Source organism: Kribbella sp. NPDC104218 (genome assembly GCF_055584105.1).
The window spans coordinates 255,275-275,321 of sequence record NZ_JBVJMQ010000002.1 but is presented as its reverse complement, the minus strand read 5'-3'; the positions used below and the strand labels follow the sequence as shown (position 1 = coordinate 275,321).

General features: G+C 70.1%; 17 protein-coding genes and 1 pseudogene. All 18 read left to right on the top strand.

Annotation, left to right across the window (positions count from 1 at the left end; all coding sequences use genetic code 11):
- The first annotated feature begins 286 nt into the window (after positions 1-286).
- The 18 genes and pseudogenes from mraZ (at position 287) to ACZ6ZD_RS17240 (ending at position 19,968) form a co-directional block, all read left to right on the top strand.
- Positions 287-718 (top strand): division/cell wall cluster transcriptional repressor MraZ, encoded by a 432-nt coding sequence (gene mraZ, locus ACZ6ZD_RS17325; protein WP_132410748.1) that lies wholly within the window; start codon positions 287-289, stop codon positions 716-718.
- A gap of 241 nt (positions 719-959) precedes the next feature.
- A complete protein-coding gene (gene rsmH, locus ACZ6ZD_RS17320) occupies positions 960-1,925 on the top strand; it encodes a 16S rRNA (cytosine(1402)-N(4))-methyltransferase RsmH (RefSeq protein ID WP_465673153.1) in 966 nt (321 codons plus the stop codon).
- The gene (gene ftsL / locus ACZ6ZD_RS17315) at positions 1,925-2,530 is read left to right on the top strand and encodes a cell division protein FtsL (protein ID WP_465673151.1); all 606 of its coding nucleotides are present in this window, start codon (positions 1,925-1,927) and stop codon (positions 2,528-2,530) included. Before rsmH ends, ftsL begins: the two co-directional genes overlap by 1 nt.
- Positions 2,531-2,534: 4 nt before the next feature.
- A complete protein-coding gene (locus ACZ6ZD_RS17310) occupies positions 2,535-4,775 on the top strand; it encodes a peptidoglycan D,D-transpeptidase FtsI family protein (protein ID WP_465673149.1) in 2,241 nt (746 codons plus the stop codon).
- Between the two features lie 50 nt (positions 4,776-4,825).
- Positions 4,826-6,349: a UDP-N-acetylmuramoyl-L-alanyl-D-glutamate--2,6-diaminopimelate ligase gene (locus ACZ6ZD_RS17305; RefSeq protein ID WP_465673147.1), complete on the top strand. Its 1,524-nt coding sequence runs from the start codon at positions 4,826-4,828 to the stop codon at positions 6,347-6,349.
- A complete protein-coding gene (locus ACZ6ZD_RS17300; RefSeq protein ID WP_465673145.1) occupies positions 6,346-7,740 on the top strand; it encodes a UDP-N-acetylmuramoyl-tripeptide--D-alanyl-D-alanine ligase in 1,395 nt (464 codons plus the stop codon). Before ACZ6ZD_RS17305 ends, ACZ6ZD_RS17300 begins: the two co-directional genes overlap by 4 nt.
- Positions 7,737-8,798, top strand: a complete 1,062-nt coding sequence (gene mraY, locus ACZ6ZD_RS17295; protein WP_465673143.1) for a phospho-N-acetylmuramoyl-pentapeptide-transferase — start codon at positions 7,737-7,739, stop codon at positions 8,796-8,798. The genes ACZ6ZD_RS17300 and mraY overlap by 4 nt, the downstream gene beginning before the upstream one ends.
- A complete protein-coding gene (gene murD, locus ACZ6ZD_RS17290) occupies positions 8,795-10,231 on the top strand; it encodes a UDP-N-acetylmuramoyl-L-alanine--D-glutamate ligase (protein ID WP_465673141.1) in 1,437 nt (478 codons plus the stop codon). Before mraY ends, murD begins: the two co-directional genes overlap by 4 nt.
- A 15-nt stretch (positions 10,232-10,246) precedes the next feature.
- The gene (gene ftsW, locus ACZ6ZD_RS17285; protein ID WP_465673139.1) at positions 10,247-11,494 is read left to right on the top strand and encodes a putative lipid II flippase FtsW; all 1,248 of its coding nucleotides are present in this window, start codon (positions 10,247-10,249) and stop codon (positions 11,492-11,494) included.
- A 58-nt stretch (positions 11,495-11,552) separates the two neighbouring features.
- Positions 11,553-12,641 (top strand): undecaprenyldiphospho-muramoylpentapeptide beta-N-acetylglucosaminyltransferase, encoded by a 1,089-nt coding sequence (gene murG / locus ACZ6ZD_RS17280; RefSeq protein WP_465673137.1) that lies wholly within the window; start codon positions 11,553-11,555, stop codon positions 12,639-12,641.
- Positions 12,638-14,098 (top strand): UDP-N-acetylmuramate--L-alanine ligase, encoded by a 1,461-nt coding sequence (murC, locus tag ACZ6ZD_RS17275; protein WP_465673135.1) that lies wholly within the window; start codon positions 12,638-12,640, stop codon positions 14,096-14,098. Before murG ends, murC begins: the two co-directional genes overlap by 4 nt.
- Positions 14,099-14,131: 33 nt before the next feature.
- Positions 14,132-14,884, top strand: coding sequence for a cell division protein FtsQ/DivIB (locus ACZ6ZD_RS17270; protein WP_465673133.1), 753 nt, complete (start codon positions 14,132-14,134; stop codon positions 14,882-14,884).
- A 160-nt stretch (positions 14,885-15,044) separates the two neighbouring features.
- Positions 15,045-16,053, top strand: a pseudogene (gene ftsZ, locus ACZ6ZD_RS17265) (cell division protein FtsZ); the annotation flags it as partial.
- A gap of 528 nt (positions 16,054-16,581) precedes the next feature.
- On the top strand, positions 16,582-17,325 hold the full coding sequence (gene pgeF / locus ACZ6ZD_RS17260) for a peptidoglycan editing factor PgeF (RefSeq protein ID WP_465673131.1): 744 nt from the start codon (positions 16,582-16,584) through the stop codon (positions 17,323-17,325).
- Positions 17,322-18,032, top strand: a complete 711-nt coding sequence (locus ACZ6ZD_RS17255) for a YggS family pyridoxal phosphate-dependent enzyme (protein WP_465673129.1) — start codon at positions 17,322-17,324, stop codon at positions 18,030-18,032. Before pgeF ends, ACZ6ZD_RS17255 begins: the two co-directional genes overlap by 4 nt.
- A gap of 72 nt (positions 18,033-18,104) precedes the next feature.
- Positions 18,105-18,674 carry a cell division protein SepF gene (locus ACZ6ZD_RS17250; RefSeq protein WP_465673127.1) on the top strand — a complete coding sequence of 190 codons (570 nt, stop codon included), beginning with the start codon at positions 18,105-18,107 and terminating at the stop codon, positions 18,672-18,674.
- Positions 18,675-18,711: 37 nt separating this feature from the next.
- A complete protein-coding gene (locus ACZ6ZD_RS17245; RefSeq protein WP_465673125.1) occupies positions 18,712-19,017 on the top strand; it encodes a YggT family protein in 306 nt (101 codons plus the stop codon).
- Positions 19,018-19,197: 180 nt separating this feature from the next.
- Positions 19,198-19,968, top strand: a complete 771-nt coding sequence (locus ACZ6ZD_RS17240; RefSeq protein WP_171670215.1) for a DivIVA domain-containing protein — start codon at positions 19,198-19,200, stop codon at positions 19,966-19,968.
- Positions 19,969-20,047: the final 79 nt, after the last annotated feature.

The following is a 20,047-nucleotide window of genomic DNA, read 5'->3' as shown; positions in this document are numbered from 1 at the left end:
GCGCCGTTCGACGACGGAAGTGCCGGTTCGGTTCGCACCTTTGTCTTACCCGTTCCACCACTTCGCTCCACTCCCGTCCTCCACTTCGCTCCACCGGGCCCCCGGAGCGGTCGCTTCAGGCGCAACGACACGCGGGACACGCGGGCCCGATTTGCGCTCGGAGTGGGGTGTGTGGGGCGGAAGTTGGTTGACGGTGGGGCAAAGTGGAGTAAGGTGGAGCGCAGTGGAACCGAAGTGGTGGAAACAGCTCGCCTGAGACGGAGAGACCGCAACGGGGAGGTGGAGCGTGTTCCTCGGAACTCACTTCCCCAAGCTCGACGACAAAGGACGGCTGTTCCTGCCGGCGAAGTTCCGGGACGAACTGGCCGAAGGCCTGGTGATCACGCGTGGGCAGGAGCGATCGCTGTCCGTGTGGCCGGAGCGCGAGTTCGTGCAACTGACCGAACAGCTGAAACAGGCGCCGATCACCAACAAGGGTGCGCGGGACTATCTGCGGATGCTGTTCGCCGGAGCCTCCAACGAGGTGCCGGACAAGCAGGGCCGGGTCACCATCCCGCCGATGCTGCGCGATTACGCGGGACTGGATCGCGACTGCGTCGTCATCGGGGCGATGAACCGGGTGGAGATCTGGAACACGGAGAACTGGAACAGGTACTCCCAGGAGCAGGAGCAGGCGTTCGCCGATCTCTCCGAGGAGGTTCTGCCCGGCATCTTCTGACAAACAACATGTGGGCTAGCGGCACGCGAGCACACCGGCCGTCCGGTGAGATCACGGGTCCGACCTCCGACTTCAGGTGTTGACGCCACTTCCCCGGCGCCAAGGCGACGAAGTACTTCCCCGGACGTCGTACCCGCGATCTGACCGGACGGAGTCGTATCCGGCCGCTGATCCACACCAGCAGTACACACAGGACCTGCGGGGGCAGGGTCGCTCCCGCAGCGACGAGAAGGGTCGGGAAATGGACGCGTCGGAGCGGCATGTGCCGGTGATGCTGGAGCGCGTGGTCGCGCTGCTGGCTCCCGCGCTCGCCCGCCCCGGCGCTGTTTTCGTGGACGCGACCCTCGGCCTCGGCGGACACTCCGAGGCCTTCCTGCGTGAGTTCCCCGAGCTGCGGCTGATCGGCCTCGATCGCGACCCGGCCGCGCTGCGGCTGGCGGGTGACCGGCTGGCGCCGGACGCCGATCGGATCTCGCTGGTGCACTCGGTGTACGACGAGCTCCCGCGGGTGCTCGACGAGCTCGGCGTCCCCGCGATCGACGGGATCCTGTTCGACCTCGGGGTGTCCTCGATGCAGCTGGACGAGGCCGAGCGCGGTTTCGCCTACGCGCAGGACGCGCCGCTGGACATGCGGATGGACTCGACCGGCCCGACGACCGCGGCCGACATCGTCAACACCTACAGCGCGGCCGAGCTGGCGCGGGTGCTGTTCCAGTACGGCGAGGAGAAGTTCGCCCGCCGGATCGCGGACCGGATCGTGCGCGAGCGCGAGACGGAGCCGTTCACCCACAGCGCGCGACTGTCCGAGCTGGTCCGCAACGCGATCCCGCAGGCGGCCCGGCGGACCGGGGGACACCCGGCCAAGCGGACCTTCCAGGCGCTCCGGATCGAGGTGAACGGTGAGCTCGAGGTCCTGCGCCGCGCGCTGCCGGCGGCGCTCGCGGCGCTGGCGCTGCACGGGCGGATCGTCGTGATGAGCTACCAGTCCCTGGAGGACCGGATCACGAAGCAGACGTTCGCCGCCCAGACGAAGTCCGATGTGCCGGACGACCTGCCGGTCGTCCCGGCGGGCCACGAGCCGTACCTGCGCGTGGTCACCCGGGGAGCCGAGCGGCCGACCGAGGAGGAGGTCGCGGAGAACCCGCGGGCGGCCTCTGCTCGCGTGCGGGCGGCCGAGCGGGTCCGGGAGAAGGGGTTGGTGGTCTGATGAGCACTGTATTCAGCCCGCAGAAGGCGCGGGTCACACCGGCGACGCCGGCTCCGAAGCGCGCTGAGCCGCGGCTGCGGGTCGTGTACGGTGCGCCCTTCCGGCCGCCGCGGATGCCGTTCGTCATCTTCGTCGTGTCGCTGCTCGCGGCCGGCCTGATCGGCTTGCTGCTGCTCAACACCGAGCTGCAGCGCGGGACGTTCGAGATCACCAAGCTGAACACCCAGGCGGCATTGCTGCGCGACCAGCAGGAGGGCCTGGAGAAGCAGGTCCGCGCGCTGGAGTCGCCGCAGCACCTGGCCGACCGGTCGTTGCGGATGGGCATGGTCCCGAACCCGAACCCGGTCTTCCTGCGGCTCGGCGACGGGCAGGTGCTCGGCGTCCCCAAGGAAGCCAAGGCGGGTACCGGTAAGGCGATGTTCGGCCCCGGTACGCCGGACGGCGCCAAGCCGCCCGTCAAGCCTCCGGTCAAGCCGCCCGTCAAGCCGCCGGTGAAGCCGCCGGCGGCCAACAAGCCGCCCGCGAACTCCCAGGGCGGTACGCCGGCCACCAACAAGCCGGCCACGAACACCAAGCCACCCGCCAACTCGACCACCGGGGGATGATCGGATGACGGATCGACGGGGCGACGAGCCGCCGCGCAGGCGTGGCGGCGATCCGGGCCGCGGCACCCCGCCGCGGTCCAGCTCGTCTCGCCCGTCGTCCGCTACCGACCGCACCCGAGCCACCCCGCAGCGTCCCGAATCCACCCGGGACCGCCTCCTCCGCCAGGCGCGCGAGGCGCAGGAGGCCCGCGAGCAGGCGGAAGCGCGCGAGCGGCGGCCACGTCCGCCGCAGGCCCGCAAGCCGGTCAAGAAGGCCGCGGCCGGCCGGCCCCAGCGAACCGAGGGACGCCGTACGGGAGAAGGCGCACCCCGGAAGACCGCCGCGAAGAAGACAGCTGCCAAGAAGACAGTTGGCAAGAAGAGCGCAACCGGACGCCCGGTGGCGAGGAAGACTGCCGCGAAGAAGGCGCCGCCGCGGAAGCGGCCGCCGCAGAAGCCGCGCGTGAAGAAGCCGCCGAAGACGCTGAAGCTGGGGCGGTCGACGGTTCGGCTGCGGGTGACGTTCGGCGTGATGGCGTTCGTGCTGTCGCTGTTCGCCGGGCGGCTGGTGCTGTTGCAGGGCGTGGACCCGGACAGCTACGCGCTGGCGGCGTCCAAGGAGAACAACAAGACGTATGTGCTGCACGCGACCCGCGGCTCGATCACGGATCGCAACGGCGTCGAGTTCTCGGTCACCGAGGACACCGTGCGGATCGCGGCCGATCCGGTCCAGACGAAGCCGGTCGCGGCGAAGCTCGCCGCGATTCTCGCGCCGAAGCTGACCGGGACGACGACGGCCGGGCTGATCGCCGAGATGACCAAGAAGGGCCGGTACGCCAAGCTCGCCGAGAAGGTGCCGCCGCAGACCTGGAACGAGATCCAGGCCGAGATCAAGGCCGCCAACAAGGAGCTCGGCAAGCAGAACGCGGGCAAGCCGAAGCTGGAGAAGGCGCCGCTGCTGCTCGGCCTGTACACCGAGGCGGACCCGATCCGCAGCCACCCGAACGGCTCGATCGCCGCGACCGTCGTTGGCGTCACCGGCAAGGACGGCCAGGGCCTGTCCGGTCTCGAGTACGGCCTGAACGACAAGCTGTCCGGCAAGAACGGCCAAGCGATCTACGAGGTGGACTCGAAGGGCAACAAGATCCCGAACGCGAACCACACCGTCGAGGAGCCCAAGCCGGGCCTCGGCGTCCAGCTGACCCTGGACTCCGATCTGCAGTGGTTCGCCGAGAAGCGGATCGAGGAGGCGGTCAAGAAGTACGGCGCCTCCGGCGGCACGGTGATCGTGTCCGAGGTGAAGTCCAACGAGATCCTCGCGATGGCGAACTACCCGACGTTCGACCCGAACAAGAAGGAGTTCACCCCGAACGACCTGAAGAACCCGGCGCTCGAGCGCACCTTCGAACCCGGCAGCGTGCAGAAGGTCGTCACGATGGCCGCGCTCGCGGACGCCGGGCTGATCGACCTGAACACCAAGCTCCGGGTCCCGGGCACGATCGAGGTCCAGCGCCGCACGATCAAGGACCACTGGGCGCACGGCGAGATCAACCTGACCATCGCCGGTGTGATCGCGAAGTCCTCGAACGTCGGCACGATCATGGCCGCCCAGCAGATGCGGATCCCGCAGTTCGTGAAGTACCTGCACGACTTCGGCTTCGGCGAGCCGACCGGGCTGAACTTCCCCGGCGAGAGCAAGGGACTGATGACCGCCGGCGACGAGTGGCCGGAGATCACCCGCTCGAACGTCGCCTTCGGCCAGGGCCTGTCGGTGAACGCCGTCCAGGAGTCGTCCGCGGTGAACGCGGTCGCGAACGGCGGCGTCTACGTGCCGCCGAAGCTGATCCGCAACTACGTCGACGCCAACGGCACCGAGACCCCGCACGAGACCGCGCCGCCGCGCCGCGTGGTCAGTGAGAAGGCCGCGAAGGAGGTCGCCACGATGATGGAGGCGGTGACCGCCGAGAAGGGCACCGCGCCGCAGGCGGCGATCGACGGCTACCTGGTCGCCGGCAAGACCGGCACGGCCCAGCAGGTCGACCCCAAGACCAAGAAGTACGGCAAGTGGGCCACTTCTTTCGCCGGATTTGCTCCGGCCGACAACCCGCGCTTCGTTGTGTACGTCGTACTGCACGACCCGACAGGTGCTCGGGGTGGCGGCTTCCAAGGAGGACCGGTGTTCCGCGACGTGATGAGCTACGCGCTCCAGAAGTACGCAGTCCCGCCGACCGGGGCCAAGCAGAACAACGTCCCCATTAGCTGGTGACGCAGGGTCAGGTAGGTGTCGCAGGGCCTGGAGCGGTAGCCTCTGGGCCCGTGTCCACCCCTACCGCCGCAGGCGGTGCCGTAGCAGCGATCAGACCCCGGCACGTGGTGCCGGTAGCCCTCTCCGACCTGGCCTTCCTGGTCGGCGCAGCGGCCCCTGAGCGACCCACTGAGGTCACCGGAGTCACGCTGGACTCCCGTTCTGTTCTTCCTGGTGACCTGTACGCCGCTCTGCCCGGCCAGATCACCCACGGCGCGGCGTTCGTCGCGAAAGCGCAGGAGGCCGGTGCGGCCGCCGTCCTGACCGACCCGGCCGGCGCTGAGCGCGCGCGGGCGACCGGGCTGCCGGTTCTGGTGGTCGAGAAGCCGCGCGACGTGCTGGGCGCGGTCGCGTCCCGGGTGTACGGCGATCCGACCACCGAGCTGCGGCTCCTCGGCCTGACCGGGACGAACGGCAAGACCACCACCAGCTTCCTGCTGGACGCCGTACTCCGCCGGCTCGGCCCGGCCGCACTGATCGGCACGATCCAGACCCGCGTCGGCGACGAGGTCGTCAAGAGCGTCCGGACCACTCCGGAGGCCACCGACCTGCAGGCGCTGTTCGCGGTGATGCGCGAGCACGACGTCCAGTGGTGCTCGATGGAGGTGTCCAGCCACGCGCTGGCGATGGGCCGGGTCGACGGCGCGCGGTTCGCGGTCGCCGGCTTCCTCAACCTCACCCAGGACCACCTGGACTTCCACAAGACGTTCGAGGAGTACTTCGCCGCCAAGGCGTCACTCTTCACCCCCGAGCGCTGCGACCTTGCGGTCGTGACCATCGACGACGACTACGGACGCCGGTTGGCCGCGCAGGTCGTCGTACCGCTGGTGACGGTCTCCGTGACCGGCCCCGCCGACTGGACAGTCGCGCACCGGCACACGTCCGAGCACGGCACCACCGTTCTGGACATCCAGGGCCCGGACGAGGCCCTGACCGTGGAGATCGCGCTGCCCGGGGACTTCAACGTCTCCAACGCGCTGCTGGCCACAGTGATGCTCCGCCAGGCCGGAGTGCCCGCGGAAGCGATCGCAGCGGGCTTGCGGGACGCCACTGTGCCCGGCCGGATGGAGGCGTTCACCCGGTCCGACGGCCTCACTGCGATCGTCGACTACGCGCACACGCCGGACGCCGTCGCACTGGCCCTCAAAGCGGCCCGGACGGCCACCAAGGGCCGGCTGTTCGCGGTGGTCGGCTGCGGCGGCGACCGCGACCCGGGCAAGCGCCCGGCCATGGGCGCCGCGGCGGCCCGGACGGCGGACGTCGTGATCGTCACCGACGACAACCCGCGCAGCGAGGACCCGGCGACGATCCGGGCCGCTGCGATCGAGGGCGCCCGGGCGGCGGTACCGGCCGTCGATCTGCACGAGATCGGCGACCGGAGGCAGGCGATCGCCTCGGCGATCGGCCTCGCCGGGCCGGATGACACCATCGTCGTGCTGGGCAAGGGCCACGAGACCGGCCAGGACGTCGGCGGTGTGATCCACCCGTTCGACGACCGGGAGACTGTGCGGGAACTGTTGGAGGCGGAGCGGTGATTCCAGTCAGGTGCGGTGCGATCGCGGAGGCGGTCCACGGCGAGTTGGCCGGGGTCGACCCCGCGGCCGTCGTCGACGGCGCGGTGGTGATCGACTCCCGCGCGGCCGGTCCGGGCGGCCTGTTCGTCGCCCTCCCCGGCGAGCGCGTCGACGGCCACGACTACGTCGGCACGGCGACCGAAGCAGGTGTCACGGTCTCGCTCACGACCCGGCCGATCGACGGTTGTCCCTGCATCGTCGTCCCGGACGCGCAGCGGGCCCTCGGCGACCTGGCCCGGCTCGTCATCAGCCAACTGCCCGACCTCACGGTGATCGCGCTCACCGGCTCGTCCGGCAAGACCAGCACGAAGGACCTGATCGCCCAGCTGATCCGCCCCTACGGCGAGACCGTGTCACCGGAGGGCTCGTTCAACAACGAGATCGGCCACCCGCTGACCGCGCTGCAGGCGACCGGGTCGACCCGGTTCCTGGTCGCGGAGATGGGCGCCCGGCACGCCGGCGACATCGTCTACCTGTCCGGTATCACGCCGCCGAAGGTCGGCCTGGTGCTCAACGTCGGGACGTCGCACATCGGCGAGTTCGGCTCCCAGGACAACATCGCCCAGGCCAAGGGCGAGCTGATCGAGGCCGTCGGCCCGGGCGGCACCGCCGTCCTGAACGCCGACGACCCGCGGGTCGCCGCGATGGCGAGCCGGACCGAGCAGCGCGTTCTCACCTTCGGCGAGGCCGAGCGCGCCGACGTCCGCGCCACCGACCTGACGCTGGACGGCGAGGGCCGCCCGAGCTTCACCCTGCGGATCGGCGACTTCGCCGGCGACGTGCAGCTGAAGTACGTCGGCGAGCACTACGTCTCGAACGCGCTCGGCGCGGCCGCCATCGGGTACGCCGTCGGCCTCACCCCGGAGCAGATTGCCCAGGGCCTCACGGCCGCGGCGCCGGTCTCGGCCGCCCGGATGGAGGTCGTCGAGCGCGCGGACGGCGTCACGATCATCAACGACGCCTTCAACGCCAACCCGGACTCCACCCGCGCCGCGCTCAAGGCCCTGGTCGCGATCGGCCGCTCCCGCGGCGCGCGGACCTGGGCCGTACTCGGCGAGATGCTCGAGCTCGGCGAGACCTCGGCCGAACAGCACGACGGCATCGGCCGCCTCGTCGTCCGGCTGGACGTGAACCGGCTGCTGGTGATCGGCCCGGGCGCCAAACCGATCCACCTCGGCGCGTCGCTGGAGGGCTCCTGGGGTGACGAGTCGGCGTACGTCGACACGATCCCCGAAGGGCTCGACTTCCTCCGCGGTGAGCTGCGCAAGGGCGACGTCGTCCTGGTCAAGTCCAGCAAGGGCTCGAAACTGCGCAGCCTGGCCGAGGCGCTGATCGAGGAGGTCGCACAGTGATCTCGATCCTGTTCGCGGGCGCCGTCTCGATGGTGCTGACGCTGATCGGCACCCGGTGGGCGATCGCGGTACTGGCCAAGCGCGGCTACGGCCAGGAGATCCGCACCGACGGCCCGACCACGCACCACACCAAGCGCGGGACGCCGACCATGGGCGGCACCGTGTTCATCATCGCCACGATCATCGGGTACTTCGCGGCCAAGCTGTTCACGATGACCGAGCCGAGCGCCTCGGCGATCCTGGTGCTGTTCCTGTTCGCCGGGATGGGCGCGGTCGGCTTCCTGGACGACTTCATCAAGATCTTCCGGCAGCGCAGCCTCGGCCTGCGCAGCAAGGCGAAACTGGCCGGGCAGACGCTGGTCGCGGTGATCTTCGCGGTGCTCGCGCTGCAGTTCCCCGACCAGCGCGGCCAGCGGCCGGCGTCGCCGTTCATCTCGTTCATCCGCGACATCAGCTGGCTCGAGCTGCTGCCGGTCCTGGTCGTGATCTGGATCCTGTTGCTGATCGCCGGCATGTCGAACGGCGTCAACCTCGCCGACGGCCTGGACGGTCTGGCCACCGGCGCGTCGATGATGGTCTTCGGCGCCTACACGCTGATCTGCATCTGGCAGTTCAACCAGAGCTGCGCGACCACGCCCGAGGCTCGCTGTTACGAAGTCCGCGATCCACATGACCTGGCGGTGGTCGCCGCCGCGCTGACCGGCGCGCTGTTCGGCTTCCTGTGGTGGAACGCGTCCCCGGCCAAGATCTTCATGGGCGACACCGGTTCGCTGTCGCTCGGCGGCGCACTGGCCGGTTTCGCCGTGATGACGCGGACCGAGCTGCTCGTGCTGCTGCTCGGCGGTCTGTTCGTCATCATCACCGCGTCGGTCATCCTGCAGGTCGGCTACTTCAAGGTGACCCGCGGCAAACGGCTGTTCCGGATGGCGCCGTTGCACCACCACTTCGAGATGCTCGGCTGGGAGCAGGTCAACGTGGTGATCCGGTTCTGGATCATCCAGGGTCTGTGCGTGGTCACCGGTCTCGGCATCTTCTACGCGGAATGGGTGGCCGGATGAGCCTGACAACGCGGACGGACGACGGCTGGGCGACCACGCGGTTCGTCGTCCTCGGCTTCGGGACGGCGGGTTACGCGTGTGCCGACTCGCTGCTGCAGGCCGGGGCCGAGCAGGTCGTCGTCCTCGACGACCGGGACAACGAGGCGCTGCGCGACAAGGCGCAGATCCTCGAGGTGCTCGGCGCGACCATCACGCTCGGCCCGGGCAGTACGGCGACGCTCCCGGTGGACGTCGACGTGGTCGTGACCTCACCCGGCGTCCCGCCGCACGCGCCGCTGCTGGCTCAGGCGGCCGAGCGCGAGGTCCCGATCTGGAGTGAGATCGAGCTGGCCTGGCGGCTGCGCGATCCCGCCAACGCCGCGCCTTGGCTGTGCGTCACCGGCACCAACGGCAAGACGACGACCGTGCAGATGCTGACCGCGATGCTGACCGCGGCCGGCCACCGGGCAGTTGCCGCGGGCAACGTCGGCCTCCCGCTGCTGGAAGCCGTCATGGACCCCGAGCCGTACGACGTGATCGCGGTCGAGCTGTCCAGCTACCAGCTGCACTACACGCACTCGATGTCCGCGCACGCGGCCGCCGTCCTGAATCTCGCGCCGGACCACATCGACTGGCACGGCTCGATGGACGCCTACGCGACCGACAAGGGCCGGATCTTCACCAACTGCCAGGTCGCCTGCGTGTACAACGTCGCCGACCAGGTCACCGAGCGGCTGGTCGAAGAAGCCGATGTGATCGAGGGCTGCCGTGCGATCGGCTTCACCCTCGGGACGCCGGGTCTGTCGATGGTCGGCCTGGTCGAGGACCTGCTCGTCGACCGCGCGTTCGTCGAGCAGCGCCAGACCTCCGCGCTGGAGCTGGCCAAACTCGAGGACGTCGAGCCGCCGGCGCCGCACAACGTCGCGAACGCGCTGGCCGCGGCCGCGCTGGCCCGGGCGTTCGGCGTCCCGGCGTCCGCCGTCCGCGACGGGCTGCGCGGCTTCCGGCCGGACAAGCACCGGATCGCGCAGGTCGCCGAGGTTGCCGGGGTCAACTATGTCGACGACTCCAAGGCGACCAACCCGCACGCGGCCCAGGCGTCGCTGCTCGCCTACGACCCGGTCGTCTGGATCGCCGGCGGCCAGGCCAAGGGGGCGAAGTTCGACGAGCTGGTGATCGCCGCCAAGGACCGGCTGCGGGCCGTCGTCCTGCTGGGGCAAGATAAGGCCGTCATCGCCGAAGCTCTTGAACGACACGCACCGGATGTCCCGAGGATCGTCGTCGAGTCAACCGACACTGGAGCCATGGAGATCGTGGTGGGGGAGTCGGCGAAGGTCGCACAGGTGGGTGACACCGTGCTGCTGGCGCCGGGCTGCGCATCCTGGGACATGTTCGCCAACTACGGAGCCCGTGGGGACGCCTTCGCCGAAGCCGTTCGCGGCCTCCGGGACTGATCCGGGGCTGATCGCATGACGTCGATCGCTGACCCACCGGACGAGCGCGAGACGCGGGCGCCGGAGCGGCCGTGGCTGGCGGCGATCCGCGAGGTGCTGGACCGGCCGCTGACGTCGTACCACATCCTGCTCGGCGCGACCGGCCTGCTGCTGGTGCTCGGGCTGCTGATGGTGCTGTCGGCGTCCAGCGTGCTGTCGCTGCGTGCGAACGGGAACAGCTACACGATCTTCGTCCGGCAGCTGATCTGGGTCGCGGTCGGTCTCCCGATGGCGTACGTCGCCTCCCGGATGACGCCGCGGCACTTCCGGATGCTGGCCTACATCGCGTTGCTCGGCTCGGTCTTCCTGCTGGTGCTGACGTATGTGCCGGGGCTCGGCAAGGGCGTCAAGGGCAACAACAACTGGCTGAACCTGGGCGGCCCGCTGCAGATCCAGCCGAGTGAGTTCGCCAAGCTCGCGCTGGTGATGTGGTGCGCCGATCTCTACGCCCGCAAGCAGAAGCTGCTGACCCAGTGGAAGCACCTGCTGGTGCCGATGATCCCGGTCTGCGGCCTGGTGATCTCGCTGGTGGTCGGCCAGCACGACCTCGGGACGGCGCTCGTCCTGATGGCGATCATGATCGGGCTGATGTGGGTGGTCGGCGCGCCGGCCCGGCTGTTCGGCGCGACGCTGGTGGCCGTCGGCCTGTTCGCGGCGTACTTCGTCAGCACCGCCAAGCACCGGATGGACCGGCTGCTCAACTTCACCAACCCGATGGCCGACCCGACCGAGGTCGGCTGGCAGGCCTACCACTCGTTCTACGCGCTGTCGACCGGCGGCTGGTGGGGCGTCGGGATCGGCAACAGCCGGCAGAAGTGGGGGAACCTGCCCGAGGCGCACACCGACTTCATCTTCTCGGTGATCGGCGAGGAGCTCGGCCTGTTCGGGTCACTCACCGTGCTCGCGCTGTTCCTCACCCTCGCCTACGCCGGGGTCCGGATCGCGACCCGGAACACCGAGCCGTTCGTCCGCTACGCGGCCGCCGGGATCACGGTCTGGATCATGGCCCAGACGCTGGTCAACCTCGGCGCCGTGATCGGATTGCTACCCATCGTGGGTATTCCGCTCCCGCTCTTGTCGTACGGTGGTTCCGCACTACTGCCGACGCTGATCGCGGTCGGCATGCTGCTGTCCTTCGCGAAGGCCGAACCCGGCGCGCAGGCCGCCCTCAAGGAGACGAGACGGCCGCGATTCGGATGGCTGCCCTCGCGGCGGACGCCGTAGCAGACAACTCCATCCCCTGACATTCCCCCTGAAAATGCGTGCAGGAGCGTTGAAAGCTGTGCCCAGCATCGTCCTGGCCGGTGGCGGAACCGCCGGCCACACCTCACCCCTGATCGCGACCGCCGACGCGCTGCGCCGGATCGATCCGACCATCGAGATCCTCGCGCTCGGCACCGAGCGGGGGATCGAGACCCGGGTCGTGCCCGAGGCCGGCTACCGGCTCGAGCTGATCCCGCCGGTCCCGCTGCCGCGCAAACCCACGCCCGCGCTGCTCGCCGTCCCGGGCAAGATGCTGGCCTCGGTGTCGGCCGCCCGCAAGGCGCTCGACGAGGCCAAGGCCGATGTCTTGGTCGGGTTCGGCGGCTACGTGTCGACCCCGGCGTACGTCGCGGCCTGGCGCCGGAAGACGCCGATCGTCGTCCACGAGGGCAACGCCGTCCCGGGAATCGCGAACAAGTTCGCTGCCAAGTACTGCACGCAGCACGTGATCACGTCCTTCCCGGGGTCCGAGCTGCCGCACGCGCGGTACGTCGGGCTGCCGATCCGCCGGGCGATCTCGACGCTGGACCGGGCCGCCGTCCGCGCGGAGGCGCAGGCCTTCTTCGGGCTCGACCCGGCGCTGCCGACGCTGCTGGTGACCGGCGGCTCCCAGGGCGCCCAGCAGCTGAACAACGCCTTCGCCGGCGCCGCGGCCGAGCTGCAGACCGCCGGCGTCCAGGTCCTGCACGTGATCGGCCCGAAGAACTCGCTGGAGGTCGCGCAGACCGGCCCCGCGCCGTACCGCGTGCTCTCGTACGTCGACCGGATGGATCTGGCGTACGCCGCGGCCGACCTGGTCGTCTGCCGTTCGGGCGCCAACACGGTGACCGAGGTCTCCGGTGTCGGGCTGCCCGCGATCTACGTTCCGTTGCCGCACGGTAACGGTGAGCAGCGGCAGAACGCGAAGCCGGTCGTCGACGCGGGCGGCGGCCTGCTGGTCGACAACGCCGACGTGACCGCGGAGTGGGTCCGGGCGACCGTTCCGCAACTTCTGCACGACTCCGCGCGTCTGACAGCCATGTCCACCGCAGCCACCGGCGTCATCCGTACGGATGCCGACGACCGATTGGCGCAGATCATCCTCGATGTGGTGAGGTCTGCTTCGTGATCGTCACCGCTCCTGACACCCTGCTCCCGGCCGAGAAGCTGGGCAAGGTGCACTTCGTGGGTATCGGCGGCGCGGGGATGTCCGGGATCGCCCGGATCATGGCCTCGCGCGGCATCGAGGTCTCCGGTTCCGACGCCAAGGACGGCAAGGTGCTGGCCGCGCTGCGCGCCCTCGGCGCCACCTGCTGGGTCGGCCACGCCGCCGGCAACGTCGCGGACGCCGACACCGTCGTCGTCTCGACCGCGATCCGGGAGACCAACCCCGAGGTCGTGGCCGCCCGCGCGGCCGGGATCCCGATCCTGCCGCGGGCCGCCGCGCTCGCCTCGGTGATGGCCGGCCGGCGGACGATCGCCGTCGCCGGGACGCACGGCAAGACGACCACGACGTCGATGCTGACGGTCGCGCTGCAGCACTGCGCGGCCGACCCGTCGTACGCGATCGGCGGCAACCTGAACGAGTCGGGCTCGAACGCCCACGACGGCACCGGTGAGCTGTTCGTCGCCGAGGCCGACGAGTCGGACAAGTCGTTCCTGACGTACGCGCCCGAGGTCTCGATCGTCACCTCGGTCGAGCCCGACCACCTGGACAACTACGGTGACGAGGCGACCTACCGGCAGGCGTTCAAGGACTTCTGCGCCCGGGTGCTGCCCGGCGGTTTCATGGTGATCTGCCACGACGACGAGGGCGCCCGGCAGCTCGCGGAGTACGCGCGCGAGCGGGGCGTCGACGTCCGGACGTACGGCCTGTCCGGTGACGCCGACCTGCAGGTCACCGAGCTGGCCGCGGAGGGCGCGACGCAGTCCTTCGTCCCGATCTACCGCGGGCGGAAGCTGCCGGTCGTGCACCTGCAGCAGGCGGGCCAGCACAACGCGCTGAACGCCTCGGCCGCGCTGACGGTCGGGCTCGGGCTCGGGTTCTCCGCGGCCGATCTGGCCGAGGGCCTCGCGGCCTTCACCGGGACGGGCCGGCGGTTCGAGTTCAAGGGCCAGCAGGACGGCGTCCGCGTCTTCGACTCCTACGCGCACCACCCGACCGAGGTGACCGTCGACCTGAAGGCGGCGCGCCAGGTCGCGGGGGACGGGCATGTGGTCGTCTGCTTCCAGCCGCACCTGTTCAGCCGGACGCGGATCTTCGCGGCCCAGTTCTCCGAAGCGCTCGCGCTGGCCGACGAGGTCGTCGTGATGGACGTGTTCGCCGCCCGGGAGGACCCGGAGCCCGGCGTCACCGGCGCGCTGCTGGCCAACCACGTTCCCCTGAAGCCGGAGCAGGTTCGCTTCGAGCCGTCCTGGTCCGCGGTCCCGGCGCTGCTCGCCGAGCTCGCCCGTCCGGGGGACATCGTGGTCACCATGGGCGCCGGCGACGTCTCGCTGATCGGCCCGGAAGTCGTTGATCTGCTGGCCGAACGGGCGCTGCTCCGCGAGTCTGCGGCAGCGGCTCCCGACCCTGTGCTGAAGTAGTTCCGTGGGGTTTGTCGCCGTGGGGTTCGTCGAGTGAGCCAGAGCGCTGATCTGGCGCGGGCGCAACAGCGGTTCGCGCGCCGGCAACGGCTGGTGCGCTGGCGGAGCTGGCTGCCGTGGGCGGTCGGCGGCGGGGTGCTGTTACTCGCCGCCGTGATCGTCTGGCTGTTCTACTTCTCGTCGCTGTTCGCGGTTTCCGGCGTCCGGGTGAGCGGTGCGGACACGGTGCCGGTGGCAACGATCGAGCAGACCGCGGCGGCCCCGGGCGGGACGCCGCTGGCCAAGGTCGATCTGAGCGCGATCGCGGGCCGGGTGCGGACGATCCCGGCTGTCGCGGACGCGCAGGTGACCCGGGCCTGGCCGAACAAGATCGTCGTCGTGGTCACCGAGCGGGTTCCGGTGGTGGTCGTCACCGACGGCGCCCGGTACGACCTGGTCGACGCGACCGGGACGTCGTACCGGACGCTGACGGCCCGGCCGACCGGCCTGCCGGAGGCCAAGGTGACCGGCGCGCGCCGCGAGCAGACGGTCCGGTCGATCGTCACCGTCTCGGCCGCGCTGCCGGATGTCCTGCGGGCCCAGGTGGGGTCGATCTCGGCAGCGTCGCCGGACTCGATCACACTGAATCTCGGGTCCGGCGTGACAGTGGTCTGGGGGAGTTCCGATGACAGCGCGCGCAAGGCCGAGGTACTCAGCGTGCTGATGAAACGCAAGGCGCGGACGTACGACGTGTCGGCGCCCGATCTCCCTGTCACCAAAGGCGAAAGTGTCACCCAGCGGCGGTAACGCATCACATCGGCACGGCGAGCGGCGAGGCGCGTGGACTTTGGCCGGAAGCGTCCCGTACCGTGCGGCGTAATCTAAAGTTGACATAAGTCTAAGCATTTACTTGAGGTTCAGTCTTTTCGCTGGACAACGGGATAGCAACGAGGCGAGAGGCGCGGACGTGGCGGCACCGCAGAACTACCTGGCACTCATCAAGGTCGTCGGTATCGGCGGAGGCGGCGTGAACGCCGTCAACCGGATGATCGAGCACGGCCTGAAGGGCGTTGAGTTCATCGCCATCAACACCGACGCGCAAGCGCTGTTGATGAGCGACGCGGACGTCAAGCTCGACATCGGCCGCGAGGAGACCCGGGGCCTCGGCGCCGGGGCGAACCCGGCGATCGGGCAGAAGGCCGCGGAGGACCACGCGGAGGAGATCGAGGAGGCGCTCAAGGGCGCCGACATGGTCTTCGTCACCGCGGGTGAGGGCGGCGGCACCGGCACCGGCGGCGCGCCCGTCGTGGCCCGGATCGCCCGCTCGCTCGGCGCGCTGACCATCGGTGTGGTGACCCGGCCGTTCTCCTTCGAGGGCAAGCGCCGCGCCACCCAGGCCGAGGACGGCATCTCGCACCTCCGCGAGGAGGTGGACACGCTGATCGTCATCCCGAACGACCGGCTGCTGACGATCTCCGACCGGGCCGTGTCGGTGCTGGACGCGTTCAAGCAGGCCGACACCGTGCTGCTCCAGGGCGTGTCGGGTATCACCGACCTGATCACCACCCCCGGCCTGATCAACGTCGACTTCGCCGACGTCAAGGCCGTCATGTCGAACGCCGGCTCCGCGCTGATGGGGATCGGCTCGTCGCGCGGTGAGGACCGCGCGGTCGCGGCCGCCGAGGCGGCCATCTCCTCACCGTTGCTGGAGGCAAGTATCGAGGGCGCGCACGGCGTGCTGCTCTCGATCGCCGGCGGCTCCGACCTCGGCCTGTTCGAGATCAACGAGGCCGCGCAGCTGGTCTCGGAGTCCGCGCACACCGACGCCAACATCATCTTCGGCGCGGTCATCGACGACGCGCTCGGCGACGAGGTCCGGGTGACCGTGATCGCGGCCGGGTTCGACGGCGGGATGCCGAAGCGCCGCGAGCAGGCGATGAACCAGGCCCGCCCGCAGGCCGGCCGCCCGGCGGCCGCTCCGCCGGCGCCGGCCGCGACACCTGCGCCCGCGCCCGCGCAGCCGGCGTACTCCGAGCAGATGTCCGCGGGGAACACTCCGCCGGCGCAGCAGCAGCCGCCGGTCGCGCAGCCGCCGGCTCAGCAGCCCCCGGTCCAGCAGCCGCCCGTGCAGCAGCCGGCTCCGGCCGCGGCCACGCCGCCGGCGCCGCAGACCCCGGTGAACCCCACGCTGCCGACCGACGACACCGTCCCGGTCCCCACGCAGAACGACGCCCGCCCCGGCCACGGGACGACGACGTCCGCGCGCCCGCAGTCCGGTGACCCGGTCCGCACGGTGCAGCCGAGCCAGCCCGCGCCGCACACCACCGCCACGCCGAGCCAGCCGACCACCGAGCGTTCCTGGCCCACCACCGGCCCGAGCAACGCGCCGTCCACGCCGCCGCAGTCCACCCCGCCGCGCCCGGCCCGCAAGCCGGACCCGGAGGACGACCTCGACATCCCGGACTTCCTGAAGTAACTGTCATCAGCGCGGGTAGCCTTTGGTCGTGTTCAGCTACGACGAGGTTCACGGTGCTGCCCGCTTCGCCGTCACCGACCGCTTCGGCGGGATCAGTCAGCCGCCGTACGGCGAGCTGAACCTCGGTGGGGCCGGGGAGCTGGGGGAGGACGCCGCGCGGATCGGCGAGAACTTTCGCCGGGTCGGCGCGGCCTTCGGGGTCGAGCCGGAGCGGGTGATCCGGGTCAGCCAGGTGCACGGGCGGGACGTGCACGTCGTCCGGCCCGGGGACCCGGTGCCACTCGACCCGGTGCCGCGGGTCGACGCGCTCGTCACGACGCGCACCGACGTCGTCCTATGTGTCCGGGCGGCCGATTGCCTCCCGGTCCTGTTCGCCGACAGCGCGAACGGCATCATCGGTGCGGCCCACTCCGGCCGCCCCGGCATGTACGTCGGCATCGCGCCGGCCACCGTCGAGGCGATGCGCGCGCTCGGCGCGGAGCAGATCACGGCTGTGCTCGGCCCGAACGCCTGCGGCAAGTGCTACGAGGTCCCGGCCGAGATGCGTGCCGAGGTGGCCGAGCGGGTGCCAGCGGCGTACTCCGAGACCAGCTGGGGGACTCCGGCGCTGGACGTGGCTGCGGGGGTGAAGGCTCAGCTGACCGAGCTCGGCGTCGACGTGATCGAGGATGCCCGCGGCTGCACGATGGAGAACCCGAGCCTGTACTCCTACCGGCGTGAGGGCAAGCAGAGCGGCCGGCTGGCCGGTCTGATCAAGCTGGTCACCGCGTGAACCGTCTGGACGAGCTGCGCGCGAACCTGCAACAGGCGCAGGAGCGGGTCGAGAAGGCCTGTGTAGCGGCCGGAAGGGCCCCGGACGAGGTCTCCCTGGTCGCGATCACCAAAACCTTCCCAGTCAGCGACGTACGGGCGCTGGCGGGCCTCGGCGTCGTCGACGTCGGGGAGAACCGTGAGCAGGAGCTCAAGGTGAAGGCGCCCGAGTGCCCGGAGCTCACGTGGCACTTCGTCGGCCAGCTGCAGTCGAACAAGGCGCGCTCCGTCGTCCGGCACGCCTCGGTCGTGCACTCCGTCGACCGGCTGTCACTCGTCGGAGCGCTGTCCAAGGCCGCCGTCGCCGAGCAGAAGACCGTTCGGTGTCTGCTCCAGGTGAGCCTCTCGGCGTACGGCGCGGCCGGCGCGGCCACGGGTGCGGATCGCGGCGGCGCCGGGCTGGACGACGTCCTGGAGCTGGGGGCCGCGGTCGCTGCCGCGGACGGGCTCGAACTCGGCGGAGTGATGGCCGTCGCGCCGCTCGGAGCGGAGCCGGACGAGGCGTTCGCGGGTCTTCGCGAGGTAGCTGATCGGCTACGGTCCGAACATGCCGGCGCCGGGTGGATCTCGGCCGGGATGACCGGCGACCTGGAGGCGGCGATCCGGCACGGGGCGACACACGTTCGGCTCGGGCGCGCATTACTCGGTACGCGTACTCACCTGGGCTAGTGTCGACATCGAGCAGGATTCTTTCCGGCTCATCAGAATGTCGTCGAACCGGGATCGAGGGGCTGGAGGGCCATGAGCGGCGCACTGCGCAAGATGGGTGTGTACCTCGGCTTGGTCGAGGACGGTGAGCGCTACAACGCGCGGTACGACGACGAGTACGACGACTACGACGAGTACGACGACGAAGCCGTCGACGGGGACTCCCACGAGGCCGAGCCGGCGCCTGCCGGCCGGGAGAGCCGCGACCAGCACCGCGAGCCCCGCTCCGATCACCACCAGGGGCACGGGCGCGAGGAGCCGGGCGGCACGGTCAGCAAGTTCCCAGAGCGTCGCGGTGTCGCACCGTCCCCGGAGGTTACCGAGTTGGCCCGCATCACCACCGTGCACCCGCGCAGCTACAACGAGGCGCGTGTGATCGGTGAGCACTTCCGTGACGGCACCCCCGTCATCATGAACCTGACCGAGATGGACCACGCGGACGCCAAGCGCCTGGTCGACTTCGCGGCCGGCCTGATCTTCTGCTGCCGGGGCTCGATCGAGCGGATCACCACCAAGGTGTTCCTGGTCTGCCCGCCCAACGTGACGGTCGCCGCGGAGGAGAAGGAGAAGATCGCCGCGGACGGGTTCTACAACCAGTCCTGACCGGTGACTTCGCCCGTCTTCTACACTCATTGACGACATGGATGCTCTAGTGCTCGTCCTCACCGTTGTCAGCTGGGTACTGCTCGCCTTCCTGCTGGTTCTGCTGGCGCGCTTCGTACTCGGACTGATCGTCATGTTCGCGCCGCAGTGGCACCCCAAGGGGCCGTTACTGCTGCTCTTCGAGGCCGTCTACTCGGTCACGGACCCGTGCCTGCGCCCGCTGCGGCGCATCCTGCCCCCGATCGGGGCCGGCGGGATCCGGCTGGATCTGTCCATGCTGATGTTGTTCGTGATCGTCTCCGTGGCGATGTCGATCAACTCCACGATCCTGCATTCGCTGTGATCCGGCGGGTACGGGGGCTTGGATCGGGTAGGTAAGGTCTCGGACAAAATCGAAGTACAGGGAGCGTTGTCGCCCGCCCGGATTCCGTCACAACACAACGAAGCGATAACGTGATCTACTGAGTCGCCGATGGTGTTAGCCACGGGGGCTCCGCCAAGACACAGACAAACGAGGTGAAAGATGCCGCTGACGCCGGATGACGTCCGCTCGAAGCAGTTCACGCCCGTCCGACTACGGGAGGGCTACGACGTCACAGAGGTCGACTCCTTCCTCGACGAGGTGGAGGCCGAGCTCGAGCGCCTTCTCGCCGAGAACGAGGAGCTGCGGGCCAAGCTCGCCGCTGCTCAGCGCGCGGGCGCCGGTCAGGAGCGGCCGGTCGACCAGACCGCCGCGCTGCCGCCCGTCGTGCAGCAGCCGAAGCCCCCGGTGGTGGTCGAGAAGCCGATCATCGAGGAGAAGCCGCCTGTCGTCGCGCCGGTGGTAGCGGCTGCGGGGGCTGCTGCGGCCGCCGGGACCGTCGGTGACGCGTCCAGCTCCGCGGTCCGGCTGCTGGAGATGGCCACCAAGCACTCCGACGACCTGGTCCAGGAGGCGAAGGACACCGCCGACAAGATCATCGGCGAGGCCCGCGCCAAGGCCGAGCGCCTGGAGAACGAGGCCCGCGGCAAGGCCGACCGGATGACCGGTGAGGCCCGCGCCCGCGCCGAGAAGCTCGACGGCGAGATCGCCGAGCGGCGCGCCCAGATGCTGGGCACGCTGGAGAAGCAGAAGGGCCAGCTCGAGCGCACGATCGACGATCTGCACGCGTACGAGCGCGAGTACCGCAGCCGGTTGAAGACCTACTTCACCGAGCAGCTCAAGGCCCTGGGCAACGGCGACGACACGCTGAGCCCGCGCAACGGCTTCCGCCCGGAGGCCCGCGTGCAGGCCCACGGCGGTCACGGAGTCTGAGCAACCACGTCTGAACCTGTGAAGGGGCGGTGCTTTCCGGCAGCACCGCCTCTTCGGCGTGTCCGGAAACTTCTGACAC